This is a genomic window from Lysobacter arseniciresistens ZS79, assembly GCF_000768335.1.
Classification (GTDB): Bacteria; Pseudomonadota; Gammaproteobacteria; order Xanthomonadales; family Xanthomonadaceae; genus Novilysobacter; species Novilysobacter arseniciresistens.
Genome location: NZ_AVPT01000002.1, coordinates 181,686 through 200,448 on the forward strand (window position 1 = coordinate 181,686; position 18,763 = coordinate 200,448).

Below are 18,763 nucleotides of genomic sequence, written 5' to 3' on the forward strand. Positions count from 1 at the left end.
TCCATGAGCAAGTACACGGCGCCCCTGCGCGACATGCGTTTCGCCCTCCACGACGTGCTCGGCATCGACACCGCCCTGCCCGCGCTCGGCCACGAGGAGGCCGGCCGGGAGCTGGTCGACGCGGTGCTGGACGAGGCGGCGCGCTTCACCGAGTCGGTGCTCGCCCCGCTCAACGAGGTCGGCGACCGCGAGGGTTGCCGCCACGACAAGGCCACCGGTGCGGTCACCACGCCGACCGGCTTCAAGGAGGCCTACGCGCAGTACGTCGAAGCCGGCTGGCCGGGCCTGACCGCGCCGACGGAGTTCGGTGGCCAAGGCCTGCCGCACGTGGTGGGCTTCGTGCAGAAGGAGATGGTCGACAGTGCCAACCTGGCCTGGGGCAACTTCCCCCTGCTCGGCCACGGCGCCACCGAGGCGCTGCGCCAGCATGGCGAGGACTGGCAGCGCGAGGTCTTCCTCAAGCCGCTGGTGTCGGGCGAGTGGACCGGCACGATGTGCCTGACGGAGCCGCACTGCGGCACCGACCTGGGCCTGCTCAAGACCCGCGCCGAGCCGCTCGACGGCGGCCGCTACGCGATCTCGGGCACCAAGATCTTCATTACCGCCGGCGAGCACGACATGGCGCCGAACATCGTCCACCTGGTGCTGGCGCGGCTGCCGGATGCGCCGTCGGGCAGCAAGGGCATCTCGCTGTTCGTGGTGCCGAAGTTCAGGGTCGACCGCGACGGCAATGTCGGCGAGCGCAACGCGGTGGCCTGCGGGTCGCTCGAGCACAAGATGGGCATCCACGGCTCGGCGACCTGCGTGATGAACTTCGACGGCGCCGAGGGCTACCTCGTCGGCCAGCCCCACAAGGGCATGTCGCACATGTTCACCATGATGAATGCCGCGCGGTTGGCGGTCGGCCTGCAAGGGCTCGGGCTGTCGGAGCGTGCCTTGCAGAACGCGCTGGCCTACTCGCGCGAGCGGCTGCAGTCGCGCTCGCTGTCGGGCCCGAAGCTGCCCGGCAAGCCGGCCGACCCGATCATCGTCCACCCCGACGTGCGCCGCATGCTGCTGACCTGCAAGGCGCTGGTCGAGGGCGGCCGGGTGATGGCCTACCACGCCGGCCTGATGGTCGACACCGCCGAGGCCGCCGGCGACCCGGCCGAGCGCGAACGCGCCGAGGCGCTGGTCGAGTTCATGACCCCGATCGTCAAGGCCTGCCTGACCGAGTGGGGCATCGAGTGCACCTACCACGCGCTGCAATGCTTCGGCGGCCATGGCTATATCGCCGAGCACGGGATGGAGCAGCTGGCGCGCGACGCCCGCATCACCACGCTCTACGAGGGCACCACCGGCATCCAGGCGCTGGACCTGGTGGGGCGCAAGATCCTAAAGCTGCAGGGCGCGGGGCTGAAGGCGTTCGGCGCGATGGTCGCGGATTTCTGCCGTGAGCACTCCGGCAACCCGGCGCTGGCCGGACTGGTCGGTCCGCTGGCGGACAAGGCGCGCGAATGGGAGGAGCTGACGGTCGCCGTCGCCAAGGCCGCCGCGGCCAACCCCGAGGAGGTCGGTGCCGCCTCGTACGACTACCTGATGTATTCGGGCTACGTGACCCTCGCCTACTGGTGGGCGCGCAGCGTCGCCGCGGCCGAGGCCTCCGACCAGCCGGAAGGCTTCAAGGCCGGCAAGCGCGAAACCGCCCGCTTCTACTTCCAGCGCGTGCTGCCGCGCACGCTCGCGCACGCCGGCGCGATCCGCAGCGGCGCCGCGCCGCTGATGTCGCTGGACGCGGATCACTTCGACGCCTGATCAGCCCGGTCGCGACGGCCGGCACCGCCCCGTCGCGACCCCGCCCGCCACTCGGCAGACAAGCTGCAACAAAACGGGTATATGCTCGATACCCGTGGAGAACGACAGAGCGCCATTACGCCTCGTCAACTCCGGCACCGCGACGGGATCCGTCCCGTCCGGCCCGGACGGCCCCGCAGTCGCCCCGCGGCACGGCATCGAACGGCTCAACTCGGTCCGCCTGCTCGCACTGGACGCCCACGGCCGCGTGCTCGACTGGATGAACTGGCAGCAGGCCGCCTGCCTCTACGCCCGCGACGCCGTCGCCTGGACACTCGGCGAGCCCTGCCTGCAGGTCCATGGCGGAACCAACCGGCTCAGCGGCGCACAGAGTCTGATCGAACTGCACCCGATCGTCGCCGCCCGCGGCCACGCCCGCGCCCATGCGCTGGACCCGACCCCGGCGCTGACCAACGCCGCCCTGTTCGCCCGCGACGCCCACCTGTGCCTGTACTGCGGCCGCGAGTGCCACCGCCCGCAACTGACGCGCGACCACGTGCTGCCGGTGTCCAAGGGCGGACGCGACGTGTGGGAGAACGTCGTCGCCGCCTGCTTCCACTGCAACTCGCGCAAGGGCAACCGCACCCCGCAGCAGGCCGGCATGCCACTGCTGGCCGTGCCCTACCGGCCGAGCTGGGTCGAGCACCTGATCCTGTCCAACCGCAACATCCTCGCCGACCAGATGGCGTTCCTGAAGAGCCACCTGCCCAAGAAGCACGCGCGCTCGCTCAACTGACCCGTCGCGACAGAATCTGCCCCGGCCCTGTCGCCACGCGCCGGCTATCGACGCTGGGCGCGCATTGACGCTCGCGGTCGCCTCCGCAACACTCCGGTCACCTGTATTACTGGACTTGACGATGGCCCTGACTTTCGGCGTGACCGGCATGGACCCGGCCACGGAAACCTCGCTGAAAGCGGCGTTCACCGAAGCCAACAAGCGCCTCGGCGGCGCCTGGCAGCTGCTGCCCGAGACCCAGGGCGACCACATCGTGGTCGACATGGACAGCATGTACGGCCCGATGAGCTGGCTGCGGTTGCATGCCGCCGGCAAGACCGTCATCGGCCTGACCTCGGCGCCGCGCACGCAGGCCGACTTCCGCCTCGGGCAGCCGTTCGACGCCGCTTCGGTGGCGCAACTGCTGGCCGAGCTTGCACCCGATGTCGCGGCCGCGACCCCGGCCGGCCTCACCCCCGCCCCGCAGCCGCAGGACCAGTTGCCCGAGGAGCAGCCGCAACCGGTCGCGGAAGCACCCGCCGCCTCGCGGACCGAGGAGCTCGACGAACCACGCGAACCCGCCAGCGCCGCGGTCGCCCGGGTGGTCCCGGCCGCACCGACGCTGCAGCCGCACGTGCCGGCAGCGGTGGAGCCCGAGCCCAGCAAGCTCGCCGACTGGCTGGCATCCGGCCGCATCGCCGGCAAGGTCCGGCTGGAACGCGACGGCACCGCGGTGCTGATCGACACCGACGCGCGCCGCTACCACGGCCCGTCCGCACTCAAGCCGCTGACCGCGCACGTCAGCGACGATCTCGACGCGGGCGACTTCTCCAGCCCCGGCGACTGGGACGCGCAGGCCGCCAAGGCCGGCGAGGCGCAACCACTGACCCGCCTGCTGTGGCTGGGTGGGCTGCTGGCCGGCCAGGGCACGCTGATGCCCGGCTTCGATCCGCACGCGCGCTACCAGATGCTCAAGTGGCCGCAGACCGAGCGCGAGTACCCCAAGCACTTCCGCATCGCCACGGTGATGATGAAAGGCCCGGCCACGCTGGCCGAGATCGCCGAGGCCAGCGGCGTCCCCGCGGCCGACGTCACCGACTTCGTCAACGCCAGCCTCGCCACCGGCTTCGCCGACGTCGAGCGGCCACCGGAGCCGGAACCGGAGGCGCCGAAGGCCGGCCTGTTCGGGCGCCTGCGCGGGCGCTGACCGCCGCCGGGCGCGGGCTCGCGCAACCTTGCCCCGCTCCCGGCGGGGCGGGACAATGGGCGACTGCCGTCCGACGCCGTATTGATGATCGATCCGCAACGCTATCCGCGCCTGTCCCGCATCTCGGTGCCGGCCGACCTGCGCCAGTTTCCCGAAGACGAACTGCCGGCCATCGCCGATGAGCTGCGCGGCTACCTGATCGAGCAGGTCGCGCAGTCGGGCGGCCATTTCGGCGCCGGCCTCGGCGTGATCGAGCTGACCGTCGCCCTGCACTGGCTGTACGACACCCCGGCCGACCGGCTGGTGTGGGACGTCGGCCACCAGACGTACCCGCACAAGATCCTCACCGGCCGCCGCGACAGCATCCACACGGTCAAGCAGAAGGACGGCGTCGCGCCGTTCCCCAAGCGCGAGGAGTCCGAATACGACACCTTCGGCGTCGGCCACAGCTCGACCAGCATCTCGGCCGCGCTCGGCATGGCGATCGCGCTGCAGCGCGCCGGCGACGACCGCAAGGTGGTCGCGGTGATCGGCGACGGCGCGATCACCGGCGGCATGGCGTTCGAGGCGCTGGCCCACGGCGGCGGCATGGGCGACGAGCCCGGCGGCGTCGAGCCGAACCTGCTGGTGATCCTCAACGACAACCAGATGTCGATCTCCGAGAACGTCGGCGGGGTGACGCGGATGCTCGGGCGGCTCTCGGGCAGCCGCACGCTCAACGCGATCCGCGAGGGCGGCAAGAAGCTGCTGGGTGACAAGCACGGCGCGCCGGCGCGCTTCGTCAAGCGCTGGGAGGAGCAGTGGAAGGGCATGGTGCTGCCGTCCACCTTCTTCGAGGAGCTGGGCTTCCACTACACCGGTCCGATCGACGGCCACGACATGGGCGCGCTGCTGGGCGCGCTGAAGACGCTCAAGGGCCTGAAGGGCCCGCAGCTGCTGCACATCATCACCACCAAGGGCAAGGGCTACGAGCTCGCCGAGGGCGACCAGATCGGCTACCACGCGGTCAGCCCGTTCGACCCGGCGCAGGGCATGGTCAGCAAGGGCGGCGCGAAGAAGCCGAGCTACACCGACGTGTTCGGCGACTGGCTGTGCGACATGGCCGCCGCCGACGAGCGCCTGCTCGGCATCACCCCGGCGATGCGCGAAGGCTCCGGCCTGGTGCGCTTCAGCAGGGAATACCCGCGGCGCTACTTCGACGTCGCCATCGCCGAGCAGCACGCGGTGACGCTGGCCGCCGGCATGGCCTGCGAGGGCGCCAAGCCGGTGGTCGCGATCTACTCGACCTTCCTGCAGCGCGGCTATGACCAGCTGGTGCACGACGTCGCGATCCAGAACCTCGACGTGCTGTTCGCGATCGACCGCGGCGGCGTGGTCGGCCCCGACGGCGCCACCCACGCCGGCAACCTCGACCTGAGTTACCTGCGCTGCGTGCCGAACATGGTGGTGATGGCGCCGGCCGACGAGGAGGAGTGCCGCAAGATGCTGTCGACCGGCTTCCGCTTTGAGGGGCCGGCGGCGGTGCGCTACCCGCGCGGCACCGGTCCCGGCGTCGCGCTGCAGCCGGGCCTGGACACGCTGCCGATCGGCAAGGCGGAGGTCCGTCGCGAAGGCGGGCCGGTCGCCCTGCTCGCCTTCGGCGCGATGGTGGCCGCGGCCGAGCAGGTCGGCGCCGCGCTCGGGCTGACCGTGGTCAACATGCGCTTCGTCAAGCCGCTCGACCGTGAGCTGGTGCTGCGGCTTGCGGCGCGCCACGAAGGCTTTGTCACGATCGAGGACAACGTGGTCGCCGGTGGTGCCGGCAGCGGCGTGGCCGAACTGCTGGCGGCCGAGGGCGTCACCCTGCCGGTGCTGCACCTCGGCTTGCCCGACGCGTTCCAGCACCACGCCAGCCGCGAGCAGCTGCTGGCCGAGGCCGGCCTCGACGCCGCGGGCATCGAGGCCAGCGTACTGGCGCGCTGGCCGGGGCTCGGCCAGGCCCGCGGCACGGCGACCGGCTGACGGCCGTTCCGCGTTATCCCAGGGGCCGCGGCTTCACGGATGCGGCCCCGGTCGCGTCCTCTTCCCCATCGACTTCCTCCTCACCCGGTGCCGCGTCCGCCGGTGACAGCAGGCGGTAGCCGCGTGCCACCAGCCCGGCGAGCATCCCGTCCGCCGCCAACACCTCGTCCATCGGCAGCAGCGCGAACGTCACCGCGTTGGCGCCCAGCGCGCGCTCGGCTTCGTCGATCCACAACGTGCGGACCCGCTCGCCCACGTCGCCGTAACCCCGGCTCTTCGCGAACTCGCTTTCGAACACTGCGCCGAGGCAGGCACGGTCGACGCTGGGGGCCGGCAGGCTGCGCAGCGTGTCGATGTCACCGGTGGCCCAGGCGTTGGCGCGCGCCACCAGCCGCGGCATCCCGGCTTCAAGCTGCTGCAACGTGCCCTCCATGCAGGCGACGTCGTTGACGGCGGTGCGGTTGTACGCACGCACCAGCTCGCGCGGCTCCTCGACGTCGGCCCGCACGTTGACCAGCGTCGGCTTGATGCCCTCGGCCTTGAACATCGCCTGCAACTGCCCGACGGCGACCGACTCGCCCAGTCCGTGCTCCTTCAACGCGGCCTTGTTCAATTTGTCGGCGGCGAACATCGGGCGCCAGCGCTCGACGCTCATCTCCCAGCCGAGGTAGCGCTCCTTCTGCTCCAGCCAGCGCGCATGCAGGTCGGGCGGCAGCACGTCGTCGAGTGTGCGGCCGTCGGGGTTGCGGCGTATCCGCAGCGCCGACGGCAGCAGCGCCAGTCCGCTGAAAAAGCCGATGTCCGAGTGCACCGCGAAGCCCGGCTCCCACAGCACCTCGTCGGACTGCGCGATCGCCGCCTCGACCTCCGCCGAGCGCCACTGCATGTCCAGCGGTAGCGGGTCCACCGTGCCGAGCACCCACAGCACGTGGCCCTCGTCGCTGATGACCTTCCACAGGCCCGGCCCCGGCTGCACGCCGGCAACCACCATCGCCTCCATGTCGCGGATTGGCGCATCCATCGCCGCCTCGCCCGCCATTGCCGGGGCCGCGAACCCGCCGGCCAGCACCGCACCCAGCACCACTGCAACGACACTTCGCATTCCGATCGCTCCTTGTTCCATCGCGGGGACCCGCGCCACTCCGGCACGGACGTGCGCTGTCGGACCGCGGCGCCACCGTCGAGTTCCACGGAACGCAAAACGCCCGGCACTGGGCCGGGCGTTTCGCGTGTTCGAACTGGTCGGGACGGCCGGATTTGAACCGACGACCACCTGTCCCCCAGACAGGTGCGCTACCAGGCTGCGCTACGCCCCGAGTGTGTTGCATCCGCCTGTGCGGCGGCCGGTGATTATAGCCGAGTTGGCGATTGCCGCCATCGCCCCGATCAGCGACGCAGCAGTTGCAGGACCTCTTCCAGCTCCATCCGGACCTGCTTGATGATCTGCGAACTCAGCGCCGACTCGTCGCGCGCGGCCTCGCCCTCCAGGCGCAGCCGGGCGCCGCCGATGGTGTAGCCCTGCTCGTACAGCAGCCCGCGGATCTGCCGGACCATCAGCACCTCGTGGCGCTGGTAGTAGCGGCGGTTGCCGCGGCGCTTGACCGGGTTGAGCGACGGGAATTCCGTCTCCCAGTAGCGCAGCACGTGCGGCTTGACGTCGCACAGCTCGCTGACCTCGCCGATGGTGAAGTAGCGCTTGGCCGGGATCGGCGGGAGCTCGCGGTTGCTGCCGGGGTCAAGCATGGGCGGCGCCTCCGGCGTAGGCCTCGACGCGTTCCTTCAGCTTCTGCCCCGGCTTGAACGTCACCACCGTGCGGGCGGAGATCGGGATCTCCTCACCGGTCTTGGGGTTGCGGCCGGGGCGCTGGTTCTTGCGGCGCAGGTCGAAGTTGCCGAACCCCGACAGCTTGACCTGGCGGCCGCTCTCGAGCGCCTGGCGCAGGCTGTCGAAGAACGCGTCGACGAATTCCTTCGCCTCGCGCTTGTTGAGGCCGACCTCGTCGAAGAGGCGCTCGGCCATTTCAGCCTTGGTCAATGCCATTGCTTCCTTCCTGCCCTGCCGGTGGCGTCAACCGCGGATCGTGGCCGCGTGCGCCTGTTGCAACCGCGTGGTCACCGCGGCGACCACCGCGTCCACGTCATGATCGGTCAGGGTGCGCGTTTCTTCCTGCAGAATCAAGCCCATAGCGAGACTCTTGCATCCAGATTCCACCCCCTTGCCCTGGTACACGTCGAACAGCACCAGGTCGCGCAGCACCGGGCCCGCGGCGGCGCGGACGGTACCGGCCAGTGCATCCCAGGCGACGTCCTGCGGGACCACGAAGGCGAGGTCGCGGCGGACCGAGGGGAAGCGCGAACGGGCCGCGGCCTTCGGCAGCGGACGCGCCAGCAACGGGTCGAGGTCGAGTTCGAAGGCGACCACGTCGACATCGATCTCCAGCTCGCCGGCCAGCCGCGGATGCAGCTGGCCGATCCAGCCGAGCCGGGTTTCGGTTTCGCCATCGATGCGGAACACGTCGGCGGAACGACCCGGATGCGCCCAGGCCGGGCGTGAGGGGCGGAACTCGAGCCGTGCGCCCGACACCGCCGCCAGGCTTTCCAGGTCGCCCTTGAGGTCGTGGAAGCCGACCGGCCGCGAGGCGCTGCCCCACTGCTCGGGGTCGGCCGTGCCACAGACCGCGGCCGCGACCCGCAACGTGTGCAGCGGCGCTTCGCCAGTCTGCGCGGTGAACACGTTGCCGATCTCGAACAGCCGCACGCGCGACTGCTGGCGGGCGGTGTTGCGGCCCAGCGCGGCCACCAGCCCCGGCAGCAGCATGGTGCGCATGACGCCCAACTCGGCACTGAGCGGGTTGGCCAGCGCGACGCTGCCGTCGGTGGCACCCCAGGCCTGCAGCAGCGCGGCGTCGACGAAGGCGTAGTTGAGCGCCTCCAGGCAGCCGCGCGCGGCCAGGTGGCGGCGCACCACGCCGCCCTCGACCCGTGCCTCGCTCGGTGCCACCAGCCGCGACGCGCCGCCGGGCAGCGTGGTCGGCACGGTGTCATAGCCGTGGATGCGGGCGACCTCCTCGATCAGGTCCTCCTCGATCGCGAGGTCGAAGCGGCGGCTCGGCGCGGTGACCTGCCAGCCGGCCGGGTCCGCTTCCACGGCAAGTCCGAGGGCGCGGAGGATGCGCTCGACCTCGCCATCGGCGACCGCCAGGCCGAGCACGCGCTTGAGCCGCTCGCGACGCAGCAGGATGGGGCTTGGCCGCGGCAGGTGTTCCGGCAGCGTCGCCTCGACCACCTCGCCAGGCGTGCCGCCGGCAGCGTCGAGGATCAGCCGGGTGGCGTACTCCAGCGCGAGCCGCGGCAGCGCCGGGTCGACGCCGCGCTCGAACCGGTGGGCGGCGTCGGTGTGCAGGCCAAGCTTGCGACTGCGACCGATGATCGCTGCGGGCGCGAAGTGGGCGGCCTCGAGGAAGACGTTGCGGCTGGCGTCGGTCACGCGGGTGTCGAAGCCGCCCATCACGCCGGCCAGCGCGACCGGGCGGTCGGCGTCGGTCACCAGCAGGAAGCCGTCGTCGAGCTTGGCCTCGCGGCCGTCGAGCAGCTTGAGCATTTCGCCGTCGCGGGCGCGGCGCACCCCGACCGGGCCGGACAGGGTGTCGCGGTCGAACGCGTGCATCGGCTGGCCGAGTTCGAGCATCACGTACTGGGTCACGTCGACCAGCAGCGACACCGGGCGCACGCCACTGCGGCGCAGGCGCTCGGCGATCCGCCACGGGGTCGGCGCGGCGGCGTCGACACCCTCGATCACGCGGCCGCAGTAGCGCGGCGCGTCGGCGCCGGCGTGCAGTTCGACCGGCAGGCTGGCATCGCTGGCCGGATCGACCGGCTCGATATCCATCGGCGCGACCTCGCTGCCCGAGGCGGCAGCGACGTCGTAGGCGATGCCACGCACGCCGAAGCAGTCGGCGCGGTTGGGGGTCAGCTTGATCTCGATGCTGGCGTCGGGCAGGCCCAGCAGCGCCGCCATCGGCTGGCCGACGACGGCGTCGCCCGGCAGTTCAAGCAGGCCGGAAGCGTCGGCGTCGGTGCCCAGTTCCCTGGCCGAGCACAGCATCCCGAAGGATTCGACGCCGCGCAGCTTCGCCGGCGTGATCGCCATGCCGCCGGGCAGTACCGCGCCGACCTTCGCCAGCGGCGCTTTCAGCCCCACGCGCGCGTTGGGCGCCCCGCAGACGATCTGCAACGTCTCGCCATTGCCGGCGTCGACCGTGCAGACCTGCAGGCGGTCGGCCTCGGGATGCTTCTGCGCGCCGACGATCCGCGCCACCACCACGTTGTCGAGCGCGCCGCCGAGGGCGGTGACCTCCTCGACCTCCAGCCCGATGGCGGTGAGGGTCGCCACCAGCTCGTCGCGGCTGGCGGTGGTCGGCACGTGCTGGCGCAGCCAGTTCTCGGAAAATTTCATCGCGTGGTCCGTGTGCGGGTCAGGCGAACTGGCGCAGGAAGCGCACGTCGTTCTCGAAGAAGCTGCGCAGGTCGTCGACCCCGTAGCGCAGCATCGCGAAGCGCTCGACGCCGAGGCCGAACGCGTAGCCGGTGTACTTCCCGGGGTCGATCCCGACGTTGCGCAGCACATTCGGATGGACCATGCCGCAGCCGAGCACCTCCAGCCAGCGGGTCGAGCCGTCGGGTTGCTGCCAGGCGATGTCGACCTCGGCCGAGGGTTCGGTGAACGGGAAGTAGCTCGGCCGGAAGCGCATCTCGAAGTCGCGCTCGAAGAACGCGCGCACGAACTCGGCCAGCGTGCCCTTGAGGTCGGCGAAGCTGGCGTGCTCGTCGACCAGCAGGCCCTCGACCTGGTGGAACATCGGGGTGTGGGTCTGGTCGCTGTCGCTGCGATAGACCTTGCCCGCGGCGATCATGCGCAACGGCGGCCGGCCACCGGCGGCGAGCAGGTCCTGCATGTAGCGCACCTGCACGCCCGAGGTGTGGGTGCGCAGCAGGCGGCCGTCCGGGAAATAGAAGGTGTCGTGCATCGCCCGCGCCGGGTGGTGCGGCGGGAAGTTGAGCGCCTCGAAGTTGTGCCAGTCGTCCTCGATCTCGGGGCCGTCGGCGAGCTCGAAGCCGAGCCGTCCGAAGATGTCGGCGATGCGCTCCAGCGTGCGGCTGACCGGGTGCAGGCCGCCGCGGCCGGCGTCGATGCCCGGCAAGGTGACGTCGATGGTCTCGGCGGCAAGCCGGGCGTCGAGCGCGGCCGATTCCAGCTGCGCCTTGCGCTCGCCCAGCGCGGCGGAGACGGTGTCGCGGGCCTCGTTGATCGCCGCGCCGGCGGCCTTGCGCTCCTCGGCAGGCAGCTTGCCGAGCTGCTTGAGCTGGCCGGTGATGGTGCCGGACTTGCCGACCAGCGCGACCCGCAGCGCCTCGATCGCGGCCGGCGAATCGGCCGCGGCGATGTCGGCCAGGGCCTTGGTGATTAGTGCCTGGATGTCAGTCATTCGCAATCCTGATGGTCACCGGACGATTCCGGTGTAGGAGCGACGTCAGTCGCGACCCGCCGAACCGTGAGGCGATGTACAGGTCGCGACTGACGTCGCTCCTACAAAAGCCTCTGCCCCCAAAACGAAACATGGGGAAGGACTTGCGCCCTTCCCCATGCGTGTACTTCGTTGTCCGATCGCGGCGCATCGCTTCCGACGCGACCGCGACGCGACACCTTACGCTGCGAGCGCGCTCTTGGCCTTCTCGGTCAGCGCGGTAAAACCCGCCGCGTCGTGCACGGCGATGTCCGCCAGCACCTTGCGGTCGAGGGTGATACCGGCCTTCATCAGGCCGTTCATGAAGCGGCTGTAGCTGATACCGTTGGCGCGGGACGCCGCGTTGATGCGGGCGATCCACAGCGAACGGAAATTGCGCTTCTTCTGCTTGCGGCCGATGTAGGCGTACTGCAGCGCCTTGGTGACCGCCTGCTTGGCGACGCGGAAGACCTTGCGGCGGGCGTGGTAGTAGCCCTTGGCCTGCTTGAGGATCTTCTTGTGGCGACGACGCGCCTGCACACCACGTTTGACTCGTGCCATTTCTCAGTCCTCCTCAGGCGTACGGCAACATGCGGGTGATACGACCGGCATCCTCGGCGCGGACGTGGTTCGTCTGCCGCAGGTTGCGCTTCCGCTTGGTCGCCTTCTTGGTGAGGATGTGGCTACGGTTGGCGTGGCCGCACTTGAACTTGCCGGACGCGGTCTTGCGGAAACGCTTGGCCGCACCGCGATGGGTCTTGATCTTGGGCATTGCGAATGTCCTTACGGGTTCTTGTCACTGGCCTGGGCGGTGGCTTGCGCCACGCTTTCCGTCCTGCCCGTGCCGGCTTGTAAGTCATTGATTCGAATGGAATCAAGACCGGTCCTGACGCTGGGTGCAAGCTGCACACAACAAACCCCGGCGAGCCGGGCCGGCCATTATGCCGTCCACGCGCCGGGGTTGCAAATACCGCTTTGGAATCAGTCGCTTCGGCCGGGCACATGGCCCGGCCGGGGCGTCAGGCCTTCTTCTTCGGCGCGATCATCATCACCATCTGCCGGCCTTCAAGGCGCGGGCGCGACTCGATGACGATGTCCTCGCCGAGGTCGGCCTCGATCCGGGCGGCCATCTCGCGGCCAAGCTCCTGGTGGCTCATCTCGCGGCCACGGAAGCGGATGTTGACCTTGATCTTGTCGCCGTCCTCCAGGAACCCGCGCATCTTGCGCAGCTTGATCTGGTAGTCACCCTCGTCGGTGACCGGGCGGAACTTGACCTCCTTGATCTCGACCTGCTTCTGCTTCTTCTTGGCCGCGTTGGCCTTCTTCTGCAGGTCGAACATGAACTTGCCGAAATCCATCACGCGGCAGACCGGCGGGTCGCCATGCGGCTGGATCTCGACCAGGTCGAGTCCTTCTTCCTGGGCAAGGCTCAGGGCTTCATCGCGCGACAGGACGCCGACCATCTCGCCGTCGCTGCCGATCACGCGTACTTTGGGGACGCGGATTTCCTGATTCTTGCGATTCCGCTTGTCGGGGGTACTGATATTGCAATCTCCGGTATCGATCGTGCCGGCCGCGACAATGCGGCCGGGTCCCTTTCCCACGCTGCCTCAGCGTGCGTTTTCGTCACGTAAACGCGCGGCGAATTCGGCGGTGGTCATCGACCCCAGATCCTCCCCTCCGCGGGTCCGCACCGCAACCAGGCCGTCATCCCGCTCGCGGTCCCCGACCACCAGCAGGTACGGCACCCGCTGCAGCGTGTGCTCGCGGATCTTACGGCCGATTTTCTCGTTGCGCAAATCGCTTTCGACCCGGACCCCTTGATTTGCAAGGGAATTCCGGACATCGGTGACGTAGTCGGCCTGCGCATCGGTGATGTTCATCACGACCGCCTGCACCGGAGCCAGCCACGCCGGCAACAGGCCTGCGTGATGCTCGATCAGGATGCCGATGAAGCGCTCCATCGAGCCCACGATGGCGCGGTGCAGCATGACCGGGTGCCGCCGCTGGCTGCTTTCGTCGACGTACTCCGCGCCGAGCCGGCCCGGCATCATGAAATCGACCTGCATGGTGCCCAGCTGCCAGGTGCGGCCGATCGCGTCGCGCAGGTGGTACTCGATCTTCGGGCCATAGAAGGCGCCCTCGCCCGGCAGCTCCTTCCACTCCACGCCGGCCGAACGCAGGGCCGCGCGCAGGGCGTCCTCGGCCTTGTCCCAGGTGGCGTCGTCGCCCAGCCGCGGCTCCGGGCGCAGGGCCAGCTTGACCTGCACGTCGGTGAAGCCGAAGTCGGCGTAGACCTTCATCGCCTGCGCGTGGAAGGCGGTGACCTCGGCCTCGATCTGTCCTTCGGTGCAGAACACGTGGCCGTCGTCCTGGGTGAAGCCGCGCACGCGCAGGATGCCGTGCAGCGCGCCGGACGGCTCGTTGCGGTGGCAGGCGCCGAACTCGCCGTAGCGGATCGGCAGGTCGCGGTAGCTGTGCAGGCCGTGGTTGAACACCTGCACGTGGCCCGGGCAGTTCATCGGCTTTAGGGCGTAGGTGCGCTTCTCCGACTCGGTGAAGAACATGTTCTCCTTGTAGTTGTCCCAGTGGCCGGACTTCTGCCACAGGGAAACGTCGAGGATCTGCGGGCAGCGCACTTCCTGGTAGCCGGACCGGCGGTAGACCTTGCGCATGTAGTCCTCGACCACCTGCCAGATCGACCAGCCCTTCGGATGCCAGAAGATCAGGCCCGGCGCCTCTTCCTGCAGGTGGAACAGGTCCTGCTGCCTGGCGATCTTGCGGTGGTCGCGCTTCTCGGCCTCCTCGATCTGGTGCAGGTACGCCTTGAGGTCCTTGTCGTTGAGCCAGGCGGTGCCGTAGATGCGGCTGAGCATCTGGTTGTTGTGGTCGCCGCGCCAGTAGGCGCCGGCCACCTTCATCAGCTTGAAGCTGCGCAGCTTGTCCGTGCCCGGCACGTGCGGGCCGCGGCACAGGTCGGTGAACTCGCCCTGGCTGTAGAGCGACAGCTCCTCGTTGGCGGGGATCGACTCGATGATCTGCGCCTTGTACTCCTCGCCCATGTCGCGGAAGAACTTCGTGGCGTCGTCGCGCGACTTGACCGAGCGGCTGACCGGCTGCGCCTCCTTGACGATCTTCTGCATCTCGGCCTCGATCGCCGGCAGGTCCTCCGGCGTGAACGGGCGCTCGTAGGCGAAGTCGTAGTAGAAGCCGTTGTCGATCACCGGGCCGATCGTGACCTGCGCGCCCGGGTACAGGCGCTGCACGGCCTGGGCCAGAAGGTGGGCGGTGGAGTGGCGCAGCACCTCGAGCGCGTCGGGATGCTTGTCGGTGACGATCTCGAGCGCGGCGTCGTGGTCGATACGGTGGCTGGTGTCGACCAGTTTTCCGTCGACCTTGCCGGCCAGCGCGGCCTTGGCCAGGCCGGGGCCAATCGAGGCGGCGACGTCGGCGACGGTGACGGGGTTTTCGAACTCGCGGCGCGAGCCGTCGGGGAGCGTGATTGCGATCATGGGGCCATCTATCGGGTCTTTGCAGGAGCGACGTAAGTCGCGACCTGTACATCGTCACGGAGGTTCGGCGGGTCGCGACTTACGTCGCTCCTACAAGGGAGCCGTTGTCACAGAACTGTCGGGAATACCCGCAAACAAAAAGCGCCACGAGGGCGCCTGCGCAATGCGGAAGCCCCGGGCGGGATCAACAATGGGCGGTGGTAGTGTCCATGTCGCACGCTCGGCCGGCGCGTTGGCGCGGGCCACCTCGGAAACGGGCCGGCAGGCTGCCGGCCGACCCTGCAATAGTTGGGGACGGGACGCTGCAAGTCAACGGCGCAGCGGCCGTGGCAGGGGGCGGAACGGGCGCGGTGGCGACCTGGCGCAGCGCCCAAACAAAAACGGCCGGGGGAGACCCGGCCGTCTTCGCAACATTCTGGTGGGCGGTACAGGGTTCGAACCTGTGACCCCTACCATGTCAAGGTAGTGCTCTACCGCTGAGCTAACCGCCCTTCGCCTGAACAACCCGGCGAGAGGGCGCGCAGTGTAGCCCGGGCCGCGGGTTCCGGCAACAGTTTCCGACGCGGGCACCCCGCCCCGACTTCAGCCGGCGAACCCCTGCTCCTTCAGCCGGTGCAGCTCGTCGCGCACGGCCGCGGCCTGCTCGAACTCCAGGTCGCGGGCGTGCTGGTACATCTGCTGCTCCAGCTTCCTGATCCGCGCGGCCAACTGGCCGGGGCTGAGCGCGGCATACTCCGCCGCCTCCTCGGCCGCCTTGCGGGCCTTGCCGCGGGCCTTGAGCGCATCGGGGTCGACCCGCGCGCCCTCCATCACGTCGACCACCGGCCGCACGACCGACTCCGGCGTGATCCCATGCTCGGCGTTGTGCTCCAGCTGCTTCTCGCGGCGGCGGTCGGTCTCGTCGATCGCGCGCTTCATCGAGTCGGTGATCCGGTCGGCGTACAGGATCGCCTTGCCACGCACGTTGCGGGCGGCGCGGCCGATGGTCTGGATCAGCGAGCCGGTCGAACGCAGGAAGCCCTCCTTGTCGGCGTCGAGGATCGCCACCAGCGACACCTCCGGCATGTCCAGGCCCTCGCGCAGCAGGTTGATGCCGACCAGCACGTCGAACTTGCCCAGCCGCAGGTCGCGGATGATCTCCACGCGCTCGACCGTGTCGATGTCCGAATGCAGGTAGCGCACCCGCACGCCGTGCTCGCCGAGGTACTCGGTGAGGTTCTCGGCCATGCGCTTGGTCAGGGTGGTGATCAGCACGCGGTCGCCCATCGCCACGCGCTGGTTGATCTCGCCGAGCACGTCGTCGACCTGGGTCGCGACCGGGCGGATCTCGACCGGCGGATCGACCAGCCCGGTGGGGCGCACCACCAGCTCGACCACCTCGCCTTCGGAGTGCTCCAGTTCGTACTTGCCCGGGGTCGCCGACACGAAGATCGCGCGCGGCGAGCGGCCCTCCCACTCCTCGAACCGGAGTGGCCGGTTGTCCAGCGCCGACGGCAGCCGGAAGCCGAACTCGACCAGCGTCTCCTTGCGCGAGCGGTCGCCTTTGTACATCGCGCCGATCTGCGGGACGGTCACGTGCGACTCGTCGACCACCAGCAGCGCGTCCGGCGGCAGGTAGTCGAACAGGCACGGCGGCGGCTCGCCGGGCATGTGGCCGGTGAGGTGGCGCGAGTAGTTCTCGACGCCGTTGCAGTAGCCGACCTCGGCCAGCATCTCCAGGTCGAACTGGGTGCGCTGCGCCAGCCGCTGGGCCTCGACCAGCTTGTTCTGCGCGTACAGCTGCTCCAGCCGCACGCGCAGCTCGTCCTTGATCGCGTCGACCGCGTCGAGCACGGTGCGGCGCGTGGTCACGTAGTGCGACTTGGGGTAGATGGTGTAGCGCTGCAGCTTGCGCAGGGTTTCGCCGGTCAGCGGGTCGAAGGCGGTGACGTTCTCGATCTCGCCGTCGAACAGCTCGATCCGCACCGCCTCCATCTCCGACTCGGCCGGGTGCACGTCGATCACCTCGCCACGCACGCGGTAGGTGCCGCGGCGCAGCTCGGTGTCGTTGCGGGTGTACTGCATCTCGGTCAGCCGGCGGATCAGCTCGCGCTGGTCGATGCGCTCGCCGCGGACCATGTGCAACACCATGCGGAAGTATTCGTTGGGGTCGCCCAGCCCGTAGATCGCCGAGACGGTGCAGACGATGATGCAGTCGCGCCGCTCCAGCAGCGCCTTGGTCGCCGACAGCCGCATCTGCTCGATGTGCTCGTTCACCGAACTGTCCTTCTCGATGAAGGTGTCCGACGACGCCACGTAGGCCTCGGGCTGGTAGTAGTCGTAGTAGCTGACGAAGTACTCGACCGCGTTGTCCGGGAAGAAGGACTTGAACTCGCCGTACAGCTGCGCCGCCAGGGTCTTGTTGTGTGCCATCACCAGCGTCGGCTTCTGTACCTGCTGGATCACGTTGGCGATGGTGTAGGTCTTGCCCGAGCCGGTGACGCCCAGCAGGGTCTGGTGCGCCAGGCCGTTCTCGAACCCCTCCACCAGCTTCTCGATCGCCTGCGGCTGGTCGCCGGCGGGCCGGTACGGGGACACCAGGTGGAACGCGCCCTCGCGGGGCGGCGCGGGCGTCAGCGCGTTCCCGGGTTCGGGCGGCGTGGTCGTGGGGCTGTCGGTCATCGGCTCGGGAGCGGCGCGAAACGCCCAGTGTAGGACCTCGCCCGGATGGGGGCGGCCGCGGCATTTCCCTACCCTTCCGTGCGCCATCCGCCGACTGCGGTTCAGCAGCCGCCACGCGACGATGGTGTCCGGCCCGGCTCGCGGGCCGGTCGAATGGAGGCGGGAGGATGGCGCAGGACGCGCGGTACGGGAGCCGGGGCTTCACCCTGGCCGAGCTGATGGTGACGCTGGCCGTGCTGGCGGTGACGGTGACGGTCGGGGTGCCGGCGTTTGCAGGCGTGCTGCAGCGGGCGCGCGAGGCGAACGCCTACCACCTGCTCACCGCATCGCTGGCGACCGCCCGGCTGGCGGCGGTGAAGACGGGGGCGGCGGTCACGGCCTGCCCTTCGAGCGATGGCGCGACCTGCCGGCGCGACTTGGTCTGGGACGACGGCTGGATCGTCTACGCCGACCCCGGCGCGGACGACCAGCCGGCCAATGCGGCGGCGGTCCTGCAGCGGGTGGACGGGATCGGCGCCGGCATCGCCCTGCGCAGCACCCGCGGCCGCCACCGTGTCCGGTTCACCCCGGACGGCTGGTCCTACGGCAGCAACCTGAGCATCCGGCTGTGCGCCGAGAAGGACGCGCGACTGCTCGGCAAGGTGGTGGTGAACAACGCCGGGCGGCCGCGGAGCGAGCGGGCGGAGGCCGGGGAGAGCTGTCCGTACGCGCCGGGCGCTTGACCCTCGCGTCGCAACGCTTACAATGCGCATCCCCGCCCGAATAGCTCAGCTGGTTAGAGCACTTGACTGTTAATCAGGGGGTCGTTGGTTCGAGTCCAACTTCGGGCGCCAGCATACATACGAAAAAGGCCTGCATCGCTGCAGGCCTTTTTTGTTGCCCTGTCGCCGTTACCAGCAGTCGTCGGGATCGGTGCTGGTATTGCTGACGGTCTTGGCTCCCGCCTGGTTGATTGCCAGCGTCCCGCACTTGGTGTCACGGGTGGCCTGCTGCCCCTGGGGCACGGCCTGGATCGAGTACGTGGTGGCCGTGGTGACTCCGGCCAACTGGATCGTGTAGTGCTGCGCGATGTCCGCCGCGCACTGGGTCCCCGGCAGCGCCACCGCATTACCCGCCCGGTCGGTGTTGTAGCGCATGTTGGTGGTGTAGAAGCGCTCCATGAACTGCGCGCCCTCCATCGCGCAGGCTGCAGCAGCGGCCCGGCGGGTCTTGATCACGTGGTTCTGGTAGCTCGGATAGGCGATCGCCGCCAGCACCGCGATGATCGCGACCACGATCATCAGTTCGATCAGGGTGAAGCCACCCGCCGCGTTGCGTGCACGCATCATGG

General features: G+C 69.5%; 16 protein-coding genes and 3 tRNA genes. 6 read left to right on the plus strand and 13 right to left on the minus strand.

The genetic code is table 11. From position 1 onward, the window contains the following. Positions 1–3: 3 nt before the first annotated feature. From N799_RS02225 to dxs, 4 genes are all read left to right on the plus strand, one after another. Entirely contained in the window at positions 4–1,794 is a 1,791-nt protein-coding gene (locus tag N799_RS02225; RefSeq protein ID WP_036207152.1) for an acyl-CoA dehydrogenase C-terminal domain-containing protein, read from the plus strand. A 196-nt stretch (positions 1,795–1,990) separates the two neighbouring features. Continuing rightward, positions 1,991–2,569 carry an HNH endonuclease gene (locus N799_RS02230; protein WP_238978691.1) on the plus strand — a complete coding sequence of 193 codons (579 nt, stop codon included), beginning with the start codon at positions 1,991–1,993 and terminating at the stop codon, positions 2,567–2,569. 121 nt (positions 2,570–2,690) lie between these two features. After that, positions 2,691–3,755: a hypothetical protein gene (locus tag N799_RS02235; protein ID WP_036207154.1), complete on the plus strand. Its 1,065-nt coding sequence runs from the start codon at positions 2,691–2,693 to the stop codon at positions 3,753–3,755. Positions 3,756–3,839: 84 nt separating this feature from the next. Further along, complete coding sequence (gene dxs / locus N799_RS02240) at positions 3,840–5,756, plus strand: 1-deoxy-D-xylulose-5-phosphate synthase (protein WP_036207157.1); 1,917 nt, start codon at positions 3,840–3,842, stop codon at positions 5,754–5,756. A gap of 13 nt (positions 5,757–5,769) precedes the next feature. Here the strand turns inward: dxs and N799_RS02245 are convergent, their stop codons facing one another. The 12 genes from N799_RS02245 to uvrB form a co-directional block, all read right to left on the minus strand. Beyond that, positions 5,770–6,858, minus strand: a complete 1,089-nt coding sequence (locus tag N799_RS02245; protein WP_160279947.1) for a TraB/GumN family protein — start codon at positions 6,856–6,858, stop codon at positions 5,770–5,772. Between the two features lie 137 nt (positions 6,859–6,995). Then, a tRNA-Pro gene (locus N799_RS02250) sits at positions 6,996–7,072 on the minus strand. 70 nt (positions 7,073–7,142) lie between these two features. Continuing rightward, positions 7,143–7,499 (minus strand): MerR family transcriptional regulator, encoded by a 357-nt coding sequence (locus N799_RS02255; RefSeq protein WP_036207160.1) that lies wholly within the window; start codon positions 7,497–7,499, stop codon positions 7,143–7,145. Beyond that, positions 7,492–7,797 carry an integration host factor subunit alpha gene (locus tag N799_RS02260; protein WP_036207164.1) on the minus strand — a complete coding sequence of 102 codons (306 nt, stop codon included), beginning with the start codon at positions 7,795–7,797 and terminating at the stop codon, positions 7,492–7,494. Before N799_RS02260 ends, N799_RS02255 begins: the two co-directional genes overlap by 8 nt. 27 nt (positions 7,798–7,824) lie before the next feature. Then, on the minus strand, positions 7,825–10,212 hold the full coding sequence (pheT, locus tag N799_RS02265; RefSeq protein WP_036207166.1) for a phenylalanine--tRNA ligase subunit beta: 2,388 nt from the start codon (positions 10,210–10,212) through the stop codon (positions 7,825–7,827). A gap of 19 nt (positions 10,213–10,231) precedes the next feature. Then, positions 10,232–11,242 (minus strand): phenylalanine--tRNA ligase subunit alpha, encoded by a 1,011-nt coding sequence (gene pheS, locus N799_RS02270; RefSeq protein ID WP_036207168.1) that lies wholly within the window; start codon positions 11,240–11,242, stop codon positions 10,232–10,234. A gap of 219 nt (positions 11,243–11,461) precedes the next feature. Then, entirely contained in the window at positions 11,462–11,821 is a 360-nt protein-coding gene (gene rplT / locus N799_RS02275; protein ID WP_036207170.1) for a 50S ribosomal protein L20, read from the minus strand. Between the two features lie 13 nt (positions 11,822–11,834). Beyond that, positions 11,835–12,032, minus strand: a complete 198-nt coding sequence (gene rpmI, locus N799_RS02280; protein ID WP_036207173.1) for a 50S ribosomal protein L35 — start codon at positions 12,030–12,032, stop codon at positions 11,835–11,837. 247 nt (positions 12,033–12,279) lie between these two features. Further along, positions 12,280–12,804, minus strand: coding sequence for a translation initiation factor IF-3 (gene infC, locus N799_RS02285; protein ID WP_203225016.1), 525 nt, complete (start codon positions 12,802–12,804; stop codon positions 12,280–12,282). A gap of 66 nt (positions 12,805–12,870) precedes the next feature. Next, positions 12,871–14,772: a threonine--tRNA ligase gene (gene thrS, locus N799_RS02290; protein WP_036207177.1), complete on the minus strand. Its 1,902-nt coding sequence runs from the start codon at positions 14,770–14,772 to the stop codon at positions 12,871–12,873. 416 nt (positions 14,773–15,188) lie between these two features. Further along, a tRNA-Val gene (locus tag N799_RS02295) sits at positions 15,189–15,263 on the minus strand. Between the two features lie 91 nt (positions 15,264–15,354). After that, on the minus strand, positions 15,355–17,433 hold the full coding sequence (uvrB, locus tag N799_RS02300; protein WP_081974651.1) for an excinuclease ABC subunit UvrB: 2,079 nt from the start codon (positions 17,431–17,433) through the stop codon (positions 15,355–15,357). Between the two features lie 167 nt (positions 17,434–17,600). On the opposite strand from uvrB, the gene N799_RS02305 reads away from it, so the two are divergent. Both N799_RS02305 and N799_RS02310 read left to right on the plus strand, forming a co-directional pair. Continuing rightward, positions 17,601–18,155 carry a GspH/FimT family pseudopilin gene (locus tag N799_RS02305; protein ID WP_036207180.1) on the plus strand — a complete coding sequence of 185 codons (555 nt, stop codon included), beginning with the start codon at positions 17,601–17,603 and terminating at the stop codon, positions 18,153–18,155. 34 nt (positions 18,156–18,189) lie between these two features. Continuing rightward, a tRNA-Asn gene (locus tag N799_RS02310) sits at positions 18,190–18,266 on the plus strand. Positions 18,267–18,323: 57 nt separating this feature from the next. On the opposite strand, the gene N799_RS02315 is transcribed toward N799_RS02310, so the two are convergent. Continuing rightward, the gene (locus N799_RS02315) at positions 18,324–18,761 is read right to left on the minus strand and encodes a type IV pilin protein (RefSeq protein WP_425476941.1); all 438 of its coding nucleotides are present in this window, start codon (positions 18,759–18,761) and stop codon (positions 18,324–18,326) included. Positions 18,762–18,763: the final 2 nt, after the last annotated feature.